Here is a 14,185-nt window from a genome sequence, read left to right on the forward strand (position 1 = left end):
ACATATAGCAATGTCGGCATAGCTCCGCCCCGGGTCGGACGCAGCGCGCAAGGTGTCTGCGTGGGCGCGGGCCACGACCACCACCACGCCGCGGTGTCGCACGCCGCACACCGCCACTCCGGCCGGCTGTGGGCGGCGTTCGTGCTGCTCACCACGCTGATGGTGGTGGAGGCGGTGACCGCCCTGCGGACCGGCTCGCTGGCCCTGCTCTCCGACGCCGGGCACATGTTCACCGACGTGCTCGGCATCGGGATGGCGCTCGCGGCTCTCACCGCCGCCCGGCGCGTGGACGCCCATCCGCAACGCACCTTCGGCCTCTATCGGTTGGAGGTGCTCGCCGCGTTGGCCAACGCGGTGCTGCTCGTCGGCGTCGCCGGTTACGTGCTGGTCGAGGCGGTACGCCGGTTCGGCGACCCGCCGCAGGTGCGGACCGGGCCGGTGCTGGTGGTGGCCACGCTCGGCCTGCTCGCCAACCTGGTCGCGTTCGCGCTGCTGCGTCCCGGGGCGCGGGAGAGCATCAACCTGCGCGGGGCGTACCTGGAGGTGCTGGCGGACCTGCTCGGCTCGCTGGGCGTGATCGCGGCGGCGGCGCTGACCGCGCTGACCGGATGGTGGTGGACGGACCCGCTGGTGGCGGTGGCGATCGGCGCGTTCATCCTGCCGCGCACCTGGCGTCTGGGCCGGGCGGCGGTCCGCATCCTGGTGCAGGCCGCCCCGGAGCACCTCCAGGTCACCGCCGTGCACGACCGGCTGGCCGCGGTGCCCGGCGTGGCCGACGTCCACGACCTGCACGTCTGGACGCTCACCTCCGGGATGGAGGTGGCCTCGGCCCACCTGGCCACGGCCGAGGGCGCCGAGGTCGGCGCGGTGCTCCGCGCGGCCCGGACGGCGCTGCGCGAGGACTTCGACATCACGCACGCGACGCTCCAGATCGAGCCCGCGACGAGTGCCGGTGCCTGCGGGACGGTGGAGTGGTAGCGGGACCAGTAGCGCGAAAGACAACAAAAATACCTTATGTCTGGTTTACTCGTGGTCAGGGGAACACCAGGAGTCACACCGGCTGCACGGTCCCCACCAGCACCGGTAGGCTCGGACCCGGTCTCCGCCAGGCGGCACTCGACGGTGCCGGCGGTGACCGCCGCCTAATCGCCCGCGAGGGCGAACCGGGGAACCATGTTCCAGGGGTGCATCCGCGTCCAGCGGTAGGGATCTTCCGTCCCGAACCCGTCAGCTAACCCGGTCGGCGGCTGACGGAAGGACATGTGCATGCCAGCAGTGGCAACCGTGAGACCGGCCGCCCGTACGGCGGCCCTGATCGCCGCGGGGCTCGCCCTCGCCCTGGGCGCCGCGCTCGCTCCGTTCAGCGCTGCCTCCGCGGCCCCCGGTGACGTCGGCGACGAGGGCGGCACACCGGCGCTACGCGCCCAACTGGAGGCGGCCAGCAAGGGCTACCTCGACGCCAAGACCGCCCTGGACCGCTCGGTCGACCGGCAGAAGAAGCTCGCCGAGCAGCTCACCACGACCGAGGGCCAGCTCACCGAACGCAGCGCCAAGGTCGCCGAGATCGCCGCGCAGGCGTATCGCGGCGGTCGACTCGGTGCCGCGACGGCGCTGCTCAACAGCGGCTCCCCGGCCGGCTTCATGGACCGGGCGGCGGCACTGGACGCGGTGGCGGCCAACGAGGAACGCGCGCTGCGGGACCTGCGGGCCACCCGCGACGAGGTCGGCAGGACCAAGCAGGCCCTCGACGTCGAGGTGCAGGAGCAGCGCAAGCAGGTGGCCGTGATGGCCAAGCGCAAGGAGCAGGCCGAGCGCTCGCTGACCGTGGCCGAGGAACGCGCCGAGCGGGCCGAGCGGGCCGCGGCGCAGGAGCGGGCCAGCCGGACCCCGGCGCGCACCGGCGGCACCAGCAGCCCGACGGCCAAGCCCGCGCCCCGCAACGCCAACGGCTCCTGGCCGGCCGAGTCGTGCAGCGTCAACGACCCCACCCCGGCCAACGGCTGCATCACCCCGCGCACCCTGCACGCGCTCAACCAGACCAAGGCGGCCGGCTTCACCAGATACGTCTCCTGCTACCGCGCGGGCGGCTCGGGTGAGCACCCGAAGGGTCGGGCCTGCGACTTCGCGGCGCAGAAGAACGGCTTCGGCGGGGTCGCCACCGGCGGCGACCGGACGTACGGCAACAACCTGGCGGCGTTCTACGTCAACAACGCCGACCGTCTCGCCGTGCTCTACGTGATCTGGTACAAGCAGATCTGGCTGCCCAGCAGCGGCTGGCGCACGTACAGCGGCGCGCGTGGCGACCCGTCCAGCGACCACACCAACCACGTGCACCTGTCGGTGTACTGATCCACACGGCACGCCGGGTGGCCGCCCTCGTGAGGGACGGTCCACCCGGCGTCGTCGTTCCCGCACGCCGCCCCGGCCGTCCCGGACCGCCCCGCCCGTCGCCGCGCGCTCTCGGCCCACCTTGGTTACCGTCGACATCGAAGCGGACATTTCGTGGCGACCGGGAGGAACGGTTATGAGCGGACCGCAGTGGACCCAGTGCGACGGTGCGTCGTGAGCGCGCCGACCGGGCACGTGATGGTCTTCGCGCCGACGCCCCTGCTCACGGTCACGATCGACCAGCCCAACGACACGCCGGAACTGCACCTGCATCCCGGCGGCCAGGGGGTCTGGCAGGCCCGCATGGTGCTGTCGCACGGCATCGACGTGGTGCTCTGCACCGCCCTCGGCGGCGAGATCGGACAGGTGCTGGAGCCGTTGCTGGTCAGCGAGGGCGTCGACCTCAAGGTGGTGGCGCGCGACTCCGGCGGCAGCGGCGGGTACGTGCACGACCGTCGGGAGGGCACCCGGCAGGAGATCGTCGACGTGACCGGGCAGCCGCTGAGCCGACACGAGCTGGACGAGCTCTACAACCTGGCGCTCGGCGAGGGACTGCGGGCGGCGGTGAGCATCCTGAGCGGCCCGAACGACCCGTCGCTGGTCCCCGCCGACCTGTACCGGCGTTTCGCCGCCGACCTCGGCGCCAACGGCAGCCGGGTGGTGGTGGACCTCTGCGGCGACCACCTCAACGCCGTGCTGGACAGCGGGGTCTTCTTCGTCAAGGTCAGCCACGAGGAGCTGATCGCCGACGGTCGCGCAACCGACGACGACGAGGAGCAGCTCACCCGAGCGATGTACGACCTGCACGCCAACGGGGCCGAGAACGTGGTGGTCAGCCGCGCCGACAAGCCGGCACTGGCCCTCGTCGACGGCGAGGTCTTCGAGGTGCGGATGCCCCGCCTGGAGGCGGCCGACCCGCGAGGTGCGGGTGACTCGATGACCGCCAGCGTGGCCGCCGTGGTGGCGCGCGGCGGTGACGTACGCACCGCGATCCGGACCGGCGCGGCGGCCGGCGCGCTGAACGTCACCCGGCACGGGCTGGGCACCGGGCGGCTCGACTCGATCACCGGCCTGGTGGACCGGGTACGCCTGGAGCCGGCCGGCGTCCGCCGGCAGGAACGCACCACCCCCGACGAGTTGGCGCACCGGGTGGGTGGCGCATGACGTTGCGCGTGCTGATCACCAACGACGACGGGATCGCCGCGCCGGGTATCCAGGCGCTGGCCCGGGCGGCGGTGGACCGGGGGCTGGACGTGGTGGTCGCGGCCCCGTTGGAGGAGGCGAGCGGCACCAGCGCCGCGATGAGCGCGGTCGAGCAGGACGGGCAGGTGGTGGTCCACGAGCATCCGCTGCCGGGGCTGGCCGGGGTGCCGGCCTTCGGGGTGGGCGGCTCGCCCGGCTTCATCGCGTTGATCGCCGTGCACGGCGCGTTCGGGCCGCCGCCGACGGTGCTGCTCTCCGGCATCAACCGGGGGGCGAACGCGGGCCGGGCGGTGTTGCACTCCGGCACCGTGGGCGCGGCGTTCACCGCCGCCGCCAACGGCTGCCGGGCGTTGGCGGTGTCGCTGGACGTGCTCTCCGCCGGTGAGGCGACCGCCGTCAGCGGCGGGGCCGCGGTGGCCGCCGCGGCCCGGGTACGCGACGCCGAACGGAACTGGGCCACCGCCGCCCACGTCGCCCTGGACCTGCTCCCCCGGCTGACCGCCGGGCCGGCGGAGAGCGTGCTCAACGTCAACTCGCCGGACGTGCCGCCCGACCGGCTGCGCGGCGTACGTCGGGCGGGGCTGGCGACCTTCGGGCAGGTGCAGATGACCGTCGCCGAGTCCGGCCACGGTTTCGTGCGGACCGCGTTGGAGGAACCCGGTCAGGCGGTGCAGCCCGGCACCGACCTGGCGTGGCTCGCCGACGGGTACGCCACGGTGACGGCGGTCCGCGCCGTCACCGAGGTCTCCGACGTGAACCTGTCCGGCCTCGACGGCGACTGACGGTCAGCCGCCGGGAAGGACCTCGGGGGTGGCGGCGGCACCGGCGTAGTACGGCTCCGGTGCGCCGAAGAGACCGAGCAGCCCGGTCACCCAGAGCTGTCGGTGCACGAACCGACTGGGTTCGGTGACGACCAGCTTGACGCCGCTGACCTCAGCGGTCTGGAAGCCGGCGACCATCGCGCTGATGCCGACGGAGTCGATGAAGGTGACCAGCCGCATGTTGAGCTCGATCCGGGCCGGCCGCCCCTTGGCCAGCACTTCGGCGATGGCCTCTTTCACCTCGTACGCGGTGTCGACGTCGATCTCACCCCGAGGGGCGATCTCGATGACACCACCGGGCCGAACCGTCTGCAGGATCGACAGGCTCACGCGAGCACCTCCACTCGCCCGTACGACGGGCGCCTCATCAGTACGCGGGCCGCGACCGAGAGTATTCCTCCGACGGCCTCGGTCGCCACCCCTCGGGATGAGCAATTCGCGGACATCGGCGCGTCAAATCACCCATATCCGGACTTATTACTTCCTATCACTTGGGGCAAGCCGAGGCCCGCACCGACGAACCAGGGTAGCGGGCCATGGCTCACCCGTCCGACATCCGGGATCCCGGCGTGCCCTCGCCGGTCGGCGGCCTGACCTGCGACCTCCCGATACCGGTGGCGGAGTGTGCCTAGCATCACCGACGACGCGCGCACGCTGGTTTGCGGTGGCGTCCGGCGGGGCACAGCCTCGGTGGCGAACCGCCGACGTCCGAGGTCAGCACCGGCCACCGGCTTCGGCACTGTCGAGGAGGGAACCACATGTTCGGAAGCAACCTGCTGGACCGTCGCAGCAAGCCGGAACAGATCACGGACCAGGCGTGGCAACACCTCGTCTCGGCGGGCGGCAGCATCCGGGACGCCGCCCGCTCGGCCCGGCACACCTCGGCCGGTTTCGCCGACGACGCCGGTGAGCTGGTCGGATCGGCGGCCGAGGAGGCACGTCACCGGGCCAGCGTGGCCTTCGACGCGCTCGCCGGACGCCGTCCCGCGCTGCCCTGGACCCTGCTGATCGGCGCGGCCCTGGTCGGCGCCGCGATCGGCTGGGCCGCCGGCAGTGCCGCGCGGGCCGCCGGCAGCCGGGACCGGGCCGTCGACGACATCGAGTTCGTGGACGTCGAGCGCCCGGACTCCCCCGCCGGCCCGCTGACCTGACGACATGTAAGGAAGGGTCCCCTGCTAACGCCTCGTGCATAGCAGGGGACCCTTCCTTACGTTCATCTCGCCCGACCCGGGTGAGGCCGGATCACCCGGCCCCCCGCCAGGCTCGGTCCCGGCGGACCGGTGTCGGTCCGCACCCGCCACCGCGAGAGGAGCGAGGAGATGGTCGGCATCTCGACGATCCAACGCACCGACGAGCACATCCGGACCGCGGTGCTCGACGAACTCGACTGGGAGCCCCGGGTCCGGCCGCACGAGATCGGGGTGAGCGTCGCGGAGGGCGTGGTGACGCTGACCGGACGGGTCGACGGCTACGCCAGGAAGTGGGCGGCGGAACGGGCCGCCCACCGGGTCGCCCAGGTCCGGGCCGTCGCCAACGACCTCGCCGTGCACACGGCCACCGGCGCGGAGCGCACCGATCCGCAGATCGCCGCCGCGGTGACCCACGCCCTCCAGTGGCACGCGTTCGTGCCGGTCGAGCAGATCGACGTGACGGTCTCCCAGGGCTGGGTCACCCTGCACGGCGAGGTCGAGTGGGAGTACCAGCGCCGGGCCGCCCAGCAGGCGGTCGCCGGTCTCGACGGCGTACGCGGGGTGAGCGACGGTCTCGCCGTCCGGCCCACGGTACGCCCCGACGGCGACGTGCTGGTCCAACGGATCGTCGACGCGCTGGCCCGCAACCAGGCCACCGAGGCCGAGCAGGTCACGGTACGCGTGCACGGCGACACGGTGCTGCTGGGCGGATTGGTGCACTCGATGCCCGAGCGCGCCGAGGTCGAACGGGTCGTCTGGTCCGCGCCCGGCATCCGCGAGGTGCAGAACCACATCGCGGTCGCCCCGGTGCTGGGCTGAGTCACCCGGTCGACGGCAACCACCCCGGCCGGGTGACCGCGCCTCACCCGGCCGGGCAGCAGACTGGCGGACATGACCGATCGGCTGACCACGCCACTGCAGGTCACTGCGCGGCTCCGCACACCCGTCACGGAGCACGACCACGTCCGGGGCCCGGTGGACGCGCCGGTGACGATCGTCGAGTACGGCGACTTCCAGTGCCCGTTCTGCGGCACGGCCCACCGCAACCTCCAGGAGGTGCTGCGGCAGCGGGCGGAGACCGTCCGGCTCGTCTACCGGCACTTCCCGATCGCGAACATCCACCCGTACGCCGAGCGGGCCGCCGAGGCGGCCGAGGCCGCCGGCCGACGCGGACGGTTCTGGGAGATGCACGACTGGCTCTACGAACACCAGGACCAGCTCGACCCGGTGCACCTGACACTCGGCATCGAGCAGCTCGGCCTGCCGGTCGACGAGGTGGACGCGGAGATCGGGCGGCACGCCGGTGGCGACCGCATCCGGCAGGACTTCGTCGGCGCGATCCGCAGCGGCGTGGACGCCAGTCCCACCCTGTTCGTCAACGGCGACCGCCACGACGGCGACGTCGACCTGGGCACCCTCCTGACCGTGGTCGACGACGCCACCGGCTGACCGTGGCCGAGGCGGTGGCGACGGTGGCGGGTGAGTGCTCACCCGCCACCGTCGTGTCCGGGCGTCGGATCCGCGTCCGGCGTCCGACTCGTGCGGGTCAGATGAGGCGCAGTTGGCGGGCCCGGCGGACCGCGTCGCGGCGGCGGGTGGCGTCCAGCTTGCGATAGATGTTGCGGACGTGCGTCTTGACGGTGTTCACCGAGACGGACAGCTCGGCCGCGATCTCCACGTTGGACAGGATGCTCTGCAGGTACCGCAGGATGGTCAGCTCCCGTTCGGTCAACGGCTCGTCGAGTGCCGCCACCGGCCCGTCCGCCGCACCCCGCTCGTCGGGCACCTCGACGGCGCGGACCAGGTCGCTGACCATCGGCCAGTGCGCCGTACCGGAGTCCAGATGGGCGGCGAGCAGGTCCCGCAGCCCCGGCTCGGCCCGGGTGAACGGCCGCCGGTACCCGTCCGGGGCCGCCAGGTCGAGCGCCTGTTCCACGGTCCGGCCGGCCCGCCGACCGTCGCCTTCGCGGGCCGCGAGCACCGCCTCCAGTAGTGCGGCGTCCAGGCGTACCGGCAGCGGCCAGTCGACCGACGACGCCCAGTCCGGCAGCAGGCGGGCGGCGGCGCGCGGATCACCGGCCCGCAGTGCGACCCGGGCGGCGGCCACCGCCAACGGTGCCGCCGCCGGTGGGTCACCGGCCAGGTCCCGTGCCGTCGGCAGGTCGCCCCGGGCGCGGTGCAGGTCCGCCTCGGCCGCCCGCAGCCGGGCGTCCAGGTCACCGCCCCGGCCGGACCAGTGGGTCCGGGCCTCCACCAGCAGCCGGTGTGCCACGGCGAGATCACCCTCGTCGCCGCGCAGGTACGCCCGGCACCAGGCCGCCACCGCGCCGGCCGTCGCCTCCGCGCCCGCCGGTGCCGCCAGGGTCAGGTTCGCCTCGGCCTCCGTGGCCTGGTCCCGGTGCACCGCCACCAGGGCCAACGCCAGGTAGGCGTACCCGCAGTCGAGCTGCGCCGACCAGCCCTGACAGGGCGGCAGGGCGAGCGCGACACGGGCCGCCTCCTCGGCCGCGCGCAGCTCACCGCGCAGCGCCGCGAGCAGCGCCCACCGGCTGGCGCAGACCAGTTCGGTGCGCGGGCGACCGGCCGACCGGGCTGCCGCCCGCGCCGTCGCGAACCCGCTCGCCGCGCCGGCCAGGTCACCGTCGTCGAGGGCGAGCAGAGCCGAGGCGGTACCGGCCACCGCCCGCACGTCGGCGTCGTCCCCGGTGCCCGACCGTGGGCGCTCAACACGTACCGCCGCACCCTCGTCCGGGGCGGTGAGGTCGAGCCGCCCGGCAGTGGCCGCCCCGACGGCGGGCTCCGCGATGGCGGGCGATGCGGCGGCAGAGGATGCGGCGGCGGATCGCGCGGCCTCGGGGCGGGTGGCGAGTAGGCGGGTGACGGCGACGCGTACCGCCTCGGGGTCACCGGCCAGCCGGGCCAGGGTGAGCTCCACGGCGGCGACCAGCCGGGCGAACCGGCCACGGCGCGGCTCCGGCAGGGCGCGGGCGTGCCCGGCGGCCAGCCGCAGATGCTGATGGGCCGCGTCGGTGTCGCCGTCGAGGGCCCGCTGGGCGGCACAGGCCAGCGCCAGTTCCGGGTCGCGCGACACCGCCTCCGCCGGGGGCGGTGCGGGTACCGGACCGGAGGGGCCGCCCCGGTCGTACGTCAACTCCGGCCAGTCGGTCACGAACAGGTCGGTCGCCCTCGTCCAGTCCCCGGCGACGAGCGCGTGCCGCAGCGCGTCGGCCGGTCGACTGTTGTCGGCATACCAGCTCGCCGCGCGGCCGTGCAGGTCCCGCTGCTCCTCGGCGGGCAGCCGGGCCAGTTCGCGGTGCAGCAGGTCGGCCAGGAGCGGATGGCAGCGGTACCACACCGGACGCCCACCGTCGGGGTGCAGCAGCCCGGCGTCCTCGGCGAGCGCGCCGAGCCGCGCCTCGGCGTCGGTGTCGCCGGTCAGCGCCTCCGCCAGCCCGGCGCAGACCGTGTCGGTGACCGCCGCCCGGCGCAGCAGGTCCCGGTCGGCCGGGTCCAGCCCGGCGAGCACCTCCTCGCGCAGATAACCGGCGACCTCCGGTTGGTCCGCGCCGAGCTGGCTGATCCACCGGTCCGGGTCCGGCTGGCCGTGCAGCCCGAGCGCGGCGATCCGCAACGCCGCCGCCCACCCCTCGGTACGTCCGCGCAGCCGCTCGACGGCGGCGGCCGGCACCGCCACCCCGTGCGCGGTCAGCAGGTCGGCCACCTCGTCGGTGGTGAAGGCCAGATCGGCCGGACCGATCTCGGTCAGTTCACCGGCCAGCCGGAGCCGGTGCACCGCCAGCGGCAGACCGGCACGTCCGGCCGCCACCACGCGCAGCCGCTGCCCGGTGTGGCGCAGCAGGAACTCCAGTCCGGCCAGGGCGGCCGGATCGGTGACGCGGTGCAGGTCGTCCAGGATCAGCACCACGGGTCGTTCCCGGGCGGCCAGGGCGGCGGCGAGCACCTCCAGCTCGTCCGGGCGCGGGGCCCGGTCGGGCACCGGTGTCGCGGCCGGATCCGCTCCCGGATCGGTGACCGACCGTAGCGCCGCCGACAGGTACGACCAGAGACGGTCACTGTCGTCGCCGGCCTCCACCGAGATCCAGGCCGGTGCCGAGGTGTGCGGGTCGGCCCCGGTCACGGCCTGCTGCCGCCACGACGCGAGCAGAGTGGTCTTGCCCCACCCGGCGGGCGCGCGGACCAGCGTGACCGGCGACGCCACGCCCTCGTCCAGCAGCCGGGCCAGTCGGGGACGCAGCACCACCGGTCTCGGGAGTACGGCAGGCGTCAGCCGCGACGCCAGCAGGGGCGGGCCGGCCGGTACGCCGACCGCCCCGGCGGTCCGTACGGTGCTGCGGTCATCCGGCATCCGGCCCACCCCCACGGACGCGTACTCCTCCCCGGTCCTGCGGCGAGCGGTTACCCCTCCGGCAGCGGTTCACCCCTTCGGGGCGAGCCGGGTTCACCTGACCCCGGGCGAGCGTGGGGAGGTTCCGTCCGCTGGTCGGGCCGCCGATCCGGACGATCGGGGCGGACACGGATCCGGAGGTGCGAAGTGGGACGGGTCAGGACGGTCGTCGCGGTGGCCGGCGTCCTCGGTCAGGGGGCGGCCCGTACCGCCCGCGCGGTGATCGCGCGGCGCTGGACCGCACGCGGCGGTGGCCACGCCGGTGCCCGGGTCGGGCGCTGGCAGGTGGTGACGGTCGACCGGCCGGCGGAGCAGGTGCTGCCGACACGCGGCTGGCCCGAGCCGCTGCGTCGGCTCGACGGCGCGGTGGATGTCCGGCTGCGTACCGCGCCCGGTGGCCGGGGCGTCGAGCTGGCCGCCCGCCCGCTGCCCGACACCGCCGTGCCCGGGTTCGCCGCACATCTGGTCGGCGACGACCCGCAGCTCCTGGTCCGCCGGGCGTTGTGGCAGGTCAAGCAGATCGCCGAGGCCGGTGAGGTGTTGCGCGCCGACCGACCGTCCACCGACCGACCGGCGCGCCCGCCGGGATGAGGGCGCTGTGCTGGACCTCCGGCGGGGAACTGGCCGTGCGCCAGGTCCCGGACCCGGAGCTGCGCAACGACCAGGACATGATCGTCCGGGTACGCCGCAGCGCCACCTGCGGCGACGACCTGTCGCTGCTCGCCGGGCGGGCACCCGGTCTCTCCCCCGGCGACGTGCTCGGCCACGAGTTCCTCGGCGACGTGCTGGAGGTGGGTCCGGCGGTCCGCCGTCACCGGGTCGGCGACCGGGTGGTGGTCTGCGCCTCGGTGGCCTGCGGCGCCTGCTGGTATTGCCGACGCGGGCTGCCGGGGTGTTGCGACAACGGCAGCACCGAGCCGGCCGCCGGGGAGGCGGAGTGGGGGCATCCGGTCGCGGGCTGCTTCGGTCAGCCCCGGGCCGCCGGTGGCTTCGCCGGCAGCCACGCCGAGTACGTCCGTGTGCCGTACGCCGACGTCGGAGCATTCACCGTGCCGGAGTCCGTCGGCGACGACCGGGCCCTGTTCGCCTCGGACGCCGCACCAGCCGGCTGGATGGGCGCCGACCTGGGTGCGGTCCGTCCCGGCGACGTGGTGGCGGTCTGGGGCGCCGGTGCCGTCGGGCAACTGACCGCCCGCGCGGCCGGGTTGCTCGGCGCCGACCGGGTGGTGGTCGTCGACCGGCACCCGGGCCGGCTGCTGATGGCCCGTCAGCACACCGGCGCGGAAACCCTCGACCTGCGCCACACCGACGTGCTCGCGGAACTGCGCGAACTCAGCGGCGGCCGGGGGCCGGACGTCTGCGTGGAGGCGGTCGGCGGGGCGGCCGAGGAGCCCCGGTCCCTGGCGGACCGCTTCACCGGACGCCGCCGTGCGCCCGAGGCGCTGCGCGAGGCGGTGCACGCCTGCCGTAAGGGCGGCACCGTCTTCGTGCTCAACGGCGGCGCGCGCGTCGTCGACGCGTTCCCGACCGGCGCGGTGGTGCACAAGGGGCTCACCGTGCGGGGAGCGCGACAGCACGGCCGGCGCTACGTCCCGATGCTGCTGGACCGGATGGCCCGCGACGAGCTGCGAACCGAGCACCTGGCCACGCACCACTTCCCGCTGGAGCGGGCGGCCCAGGGGTACGCGTTGTTCCGCGACCACCCCGACGACTGCCTGCGAGCCGTGTTCACCCCGCACGAGTCGCCGTCGATCGACGTCCGGCCTGGTGAATGACATCATCGCGGGATGGCTGCGGAACGGACGTACGACGTCGTGCTGTTCGGGGCGACCGGGTTCACCGGGGAGCTGACCGCGCAGTACCTGGCCCGCCACGCGCCGGCCGGACTCCGCTGGGCGATCGCCGGGCGTAACCCCGACAAGCTCGCCACGGTCCGGGAGCGGCTGGTCGCGATCACGCCGTCCCTGACCGACCTGCCCCTGCTCACCGCCGACGTCACCGACCCGGACTCGCTGCGGGCGGTGGCCGCGCAGGCCCGGGTGGTGGCCAGCACCGTCGGCCCGTACGTGCACCACGGGGAACCGCTGGTCGCGGCGTGCGCCACCGCCGGCACCGACTACCTCGACATCACCGGCGAACCCGAGTTCGTCGACCGGATGTACCTGCGGCACCACGCCGAGGCGACCCGCACCGGCGCCCGGCTGGTGCACGCCTGCGGTTTCGACTCGATTCCGCACGACCTGGGCGTCTGGTTCACCGTCAAGCAGCTCCCGGCCGACGTGCCGATCAGCGTGGACGGCTACGTACGGGCCGGTGGGCGCTTCTCCGCCGGCACGTACCACTCGGCGCTGACCGCCTTCTCCCGGCGGACCGAGACGTCCCGGGTGGCCCGCGAACGGCGGGCGGTCGAACCGCGTCCCACCGACCGCCGGGTCCGGGCCGTGCCGGGCAGGCTGGCCCGCTCGCAGGACCTGCCGGTCTGGGCGGTGCCGCTGCCGACCATCGACCCGCAGGTGGTCCGCCGCTCGGCCGAGGCCCGCCCCGAGTACGGGCCGGACTTCCGCTACCGGCACTTCGCAGCGGTCAAGCGCCTGCCCACCGTGCTGGTGGCCGGCGTCGGCCTGGGCGCGCTGGCCGGACTGACCCGGCTGCCCCCGGCCCGCCGCTGGCTGCTCGGCCGGCTCGCCTCCGGCCAGGGCCCGAGCGCCGCGCAGCGGGCCACGTCGTGGTTCCGGGTCCGTTTCGTCGGCACCGGCGGCGGTCACCGCGTGGTCACCGAGGTGGCCGGCGGCGACCCCGGCTACGACGAGACCGCCAAGATGCTCGCCGAGTCCGCCCTCTGCCTCGCCCTGGACGACCTGCCGGCCACGTCCGGCCAGGTCACGCCGGTGACCGCGATGGGCGACGCACTGCTGACCCGACTCACCAGCGCCGGCCTCACCTTCCGCGTCCTCCGGTGAGGTGAAAGGAAGGGCACCTTACTAACGCCTCGTGCATAGGAGGGGCCCCCTCCTCACATCCGCCCGGCACCCGGGTTGACCCTCGACCTGGTCGAGGCGGCAGGATCTGCGAGGTGGAGCGTGACCTGCGCAGCATCGGCGAGGTGGCCCGGGACAGCGGGCTGACGGTGAGTGCCCTGCGGTTCTACGACGCCGCCGGGGTCCTGGTGCCGGCCCGGGTGGACCCGGTGACCGGGTACCGCCGCTACACCGACGACCAGGTCGCCACGGCCCGGCTCGTCGCCGGACTGCGCCGGGTCGGCCTGCCGGTGGCCGAGATCGCCCAGGCGGTACGCGCCGAACCGGCCGTCGTGCACCGGCTGCTCGACACCCAACTGCGCCGGTTGGCCGACGGACTGGCCGACGCGCGCCGCGAGGTCTCCCGGATTCGGGCACTGGTGCCGGTCGATGAGTCCACGGCCGCCACCCGGATCGTCCTGGACCGCACGGGACTGGCCGCTGCCGTGGACGCCGTCCGGTTCGCCGTCGGGACCGACCCGGAGCTGCCAGCGCTCACCGGTGTCCTGTTCGACGTGGGCGACACGGGCGTACGGCTGGTGGCGACCGACCGGCACCGGCTGGCGGTGGCGACCGCCGACGGGGCGGTGCACGGCCCGACGGTGCGTACGCTGCTGCCGCTGGCGGCGGTGGACCGGCTCAGTCGACTGCTGACCGACCCGGACGTCGAGACGGACGCGGTACGGCTGACGCTGACCACGTCCGGTCTGCACGCCGACGTGGCCGGTCGGGAGCTGCACGTCACGGCGCTGCCCGACGACTTCCCCGACTATCACGTGCTGTTGCCCCGGGCGGGCGAGCACGGGCCGACCCGCCGCGTCACGGTGGACGCCGACTGGCTGGCCGGCGCGCTACGGGCGGGCGGTCCGACGCTGACCCTCGAGTACGCCGGTGCCCCGCTGCCGGTGACCGTACTCGGGATGGGGACGGGCGACGGGCTGCGGCTGCTCGGCCCCGACGACCCGCACCACGCCGACGACCTGCGGGTCGGCGTGAACGGTGCGTACCTGCTCGACGCGCTCGACGCGGCCGGGGGTAGCCGGCTGGTGCTCGAACTGGACAGCCCGGTCACCCCGCTGGCGATCCGCCGTCCGGACGACGAGGGCGCCTTCTCCATCCTGATGCCGATCCGGCTCTGACCGAGCGCGCGCCGCCGAACAG

The 14,185-nt window shown here is 74.5% G+C and carries 13 protein-coding genes and 1 riboswitch; of the genes, 11 read left to right on the forward strand and 2 right to left on the reverse strand.

Features of this window, described 5'->3' with window-relative positions:
• Nucleotides 1–60 precede the first annotated feature (60 nt).
• From ACQVFL_RS23195 to surE, 4 genes are all read left to right on the forward strand, one after another.
• On the forward strand, nt 61–978 hold the full coding sequence (locus ACQVFL_RS23195; RefSeq protein WP_396693365.1) for a cation diffusion facilitator family transporter: 918 nt from the start codon (nt 61–63) through the stop codon (nt 976–978).
• A 151-nt stretch (nt 979–1,129) separates the two neighbouring features.
• Nucleotides 1,130–1,262, forward strand: a riboswitch (cyclic di-AMP (ydaO/yuaA leader).
• 4 nt (nt 1,263–1,266) lie between these two features.
• Entirely contained in the window at nt 1,267–2,349 is a 1,083-nt protein-coding gene (locus tag ACQVFL_RS23200; RefSeq protein WP_431727587.1) for a coiled-coil domain-containing protein, read from the forward strand.
• 237 nt (nt 2,350–2,586) lie between these two features.
• On the forward strand, nt 2,587–3,552 hold the full coding sequence (locus ACQVFL_RS23205) for a PfkB family carbohydrate kinase (protein WP_396693534.1): 966 nt from the start codon (nt 2,587–2,589) through the stop codon (nt 3,550–3,552).
• A complete protein-coding gene (surE, locus tag ACQVFL_RS23210) occupies nt 3,549–4,373 on the forward strand; it encodes a 5'/3'-nucleotidase SurE (protein ID WP_396693369.1) in 825 nt (274 codons plus the stop codon). Before ACQVFL_RS23205 ends, surE begins: the two co-directional genes overlap by 4 nt.
• A gap of 3 nt (nt 4,374–4,376) precedes the next feature.
• Here the strand turns inward: surE and ACQVFL_RS23215 are convergent, their stop codons facing one another.
• Nucleotides 4,377–4,742: an STAS domain-containing protein gene (locus ACQVFL_RS23215; RefSeq protein WP_357216275.1), complete on the reverse strand. Its 366-nt coding sequence runs from the start codon at nt 4,740–4,742 to the stop codon at nt 4,377–4,379.
• A 428-nt stretch (nt 4,743–5,170) separates the two neighbouring features.
• Between ACQVFL_RS23215 and ACQVFL_RS23220 the strand changes: the two genes are divergently transcribed.
• The 3 genes from ACQVFL_RS23220 to ACQVFL_RS23230 all read left to right on the forward strand — a co-directional run bounded on the left by ACQVFL_RS23220 (nt 5,171) and on the right by ACQVFL_RS23230 (nt 7,051).
• Complete coding sequence (locus tag ACQVFL_RS23220) at nt 5,171–5,563, forward strand: hypothetical protein (RefSeq protein ID WP_396693371.1); 393 nt, start codon at nt 5,171–5,173, stop codon at nt 5,561–5,563.
• A gap of 168 nt (nt 5,564–5,731) precedes the next feature.
• On the forward strand, nt 5,732–6,421 hold the full coding sequence (locus ACQVFL_RS23225) for a BON domain-containing protein (protein ID WP_396693373.1): 690 nt from the start codon (nt 5,732–5,734) through the stop codon (nt 6,419–6,421).
• Nucleotides 6,422–6,505: 84 nt separating this feature from the next.
• Complete coding sequence (locus ACQVFL_RS23230; RefSeq protein ID WP_396693536.1) at nt 6,506–7,051, forward strand: DsbA family protein; 546 nt, start codon at nt 6,506–6,508, stop codon at nt 7,049–7,051.
• Nucleotides 7,052–7,148: 97 nt separating this feature from the next.
• Here ACQVFL_RS23230 and ACQVFL_RS23235 read toward each other — a convergent pair whose 3' ends face one another.
• The gene (locus ACQVFL_RS23235) at nt 7,149–9,968 is read right to left on the reverse strand and encodes a LuxR C-terminal-related transcriptional regulator (protein ID WP_431727588.1); all 2,820 of its coding nucleotides are present in this window, start codon (nt 9,966–9,968) and stop codon (nt 7,149–7,151) included.
• 258 nt (nt 9,969–10,226) lie between these two features.
• On the opposite strand from ACQVFL_RS23235, the gene ACQVFL_RS23240 reads away from it, so the two are divergent.
• The 4 genes from ACQVFL_RS23240 (at nt 10,227) to ACQVFL_RS23255 (ending at nt 14,163) form a co-directional block, all read left to right on the forward strand.
• Nucleotides 10,227–10,598, forward strand: coding sequence for a hypothetical protein (locus ACQVFL_RS23240; RefSeq protein WP_431729875.1), 372 nt, complete (start codon nt 10,227–10,229; stop codon nt 10,596–10,598).
• Nucleotides 10,595–11,782 (forward strand): alcohol dehydrogenase catalytic domain-containing protein, encoded by a 1,188-nt coding sequence (locus tag ACQVFL_RS23245; protein ID WP_431727589.1) that lies wholly within the window; start codon nt 10,595–10,597, stop codon nt 11,780–11,782. Before ACQVFL_RS23240 ends, ACQVFL_RS23245 begins: the two co-directional genes overlap by 4 nt.
• A gap of 12 nt (nt 11,783–11,794) precedes the next feature.
• Entirely contained in the window at nt 11,795–12,967 is a 1,173-nt protein-coding gene (locus ACQVFL_RS23250) for a saccharopine dehydrogenase family protein (protein ID WP_431727590.1), read from the forward strand.
• Nucleotides 12,968–13,092: 125 nt separating this feature from the next.
• Nucleotides 13,093–14,163, forward strand: coding sequence for a MerR family transcriptional regulator (locus ACQVFL_RS23255; RefSeq protein WP_431729876.1), 1,071 nt, complete (start codon nt 13,093–13,095; stop codon nt 14,161–14,163).
• The last annotated feature ends 22 nt before the right edge of the window (nt 14,164–14,185 follow it).

Origin of the sequence: Verrucosispora sp. TAA-831, from assembly GCF_050780145.1 — a bacterium.
Lineage (GTDB): Bacteria > Actinomycetota > Actinomycetes > Mycobacteriales > Micromonosporaceae > Micromonospora.